Source organism: Segatella sinensis, from assembly GCF_040095255.1.
GTDB classification, from domain to species: Bacteria; Bacteroidota; Bacteroidia; order Bacteroidales; family Bacteroidaceae; genus Prevotella; species Prevotella sinensis.
This window is the reverse complement of sequence record NZ_JBBNGE010000123.1, coordinates 1-1,155: the sequence shown is the minus strand read 5'-3', so window position 1 is coordinate 1,155 and position 1,155 is coordinate 1. Positions and strand designations below refer to the sequence as shown.

The following is a 1,155-nucleotide window of genomic DNA, read 5'->3' as shown; positions in this document are numbered from 1 at the left end:
GAAGTAAAAATGATATTTTACAATGGAGAGTTTGATCCTGGCTCAGGATGAACGCTAGCTACAGGCTTAACACATGCAAGTCGAGGGGAAACGATAGAGAAAGCTTGCTTTTTCTAGGCGTCGACCGGCGCACGGGTGAGTAACGCGTATCCAACCTGCCCACCACTTGGGGATAACCTTGCGAAAGTAAGACTAATACCCAATGACGTCTCTAGAAGACATCTGAAAGGGATTAAAGATTTATCGGTGATGGATGGGGATGCGTCTGATTAGCTTGTTGGCGGGGTAACGGCCCACCAAGGCAACGATCAGTAGGGGTTCTGAGAGGAAGGTCCCCCACATTGGAACTGAGACACGGTCCAAACTCCTACGGGAGGCAGCAGTGAGGAATATTGGTCAATGGGCGAGAGCCTGAACCAGCCAAGTAGCGTGCAGGATGACGGCCCTATGGGTTGTAAACTGCTTTTATAAGGGAATAAAGTGAGCCTCGTGAGGCTTTTTGCATGTACCTTATGAATAAGGACCGGCTAATTCCGTGCCAGCAGCCGCGGTAATACGGAAGGTCCGGGCGTTATCCGGATTTATTGGGTTTAAAGGGAGCGTAGGCCGGAGATTAAGCGTGTTGTGAAATGTAGATGCTCAACATCTGCACTGCAGCGCGAACTGGTTTCCTTGAGTACGCACAAAGTGGGCGGAATTCGTGGTGTAGCGGTGAAATGCTTAGATATCACGAAGAACTCCGATTGCGAAGGCAGCTCACTGGAGCGCAACTGACGCTGAAGCTCGAAAGTGCGGGTATCGAACAGGATTAGATACCCTGGTAGTCCGCACGGTAAACGATGGATGCCCGCTGTTGGTCTGAATAGGTCAGCGGCCAAGCGAAAGCATTAAGCATCCCACCTGGGGAGTACGCCGGCAACGGTGAAACTCAAAGGAATTGACGGGGGCCCGCACAAGCGGAGGAACATGTGGTTTAATTCGATGATACGCGAGGAACCTTACCCGGGCTTGAATTGCAGAGGAAGGATTTGGAGACAATGACGCCCTTCGGGGTCTCTGTGAAGGTGCTGCATGGTTGTCGTCAGCTCGTGCCGTGAGGTGTCGGCTTAAGTGCCATAACGAGCGCAACCCCTCTCCTTAGTTGCCATCAGGTCA

At 51.8% G+C, this 1,155-nt stretch carries 1 rRNA gene; it reads left to right on the top strand.

The window, feature by feature from the left end:
- Positions 1-19: 19 nt before the first annotated feature.
- Positions 20-1,155 (top strand): 16S ribosomal RNA (locus AAAT87_RS15370); the annotation flags it as partial.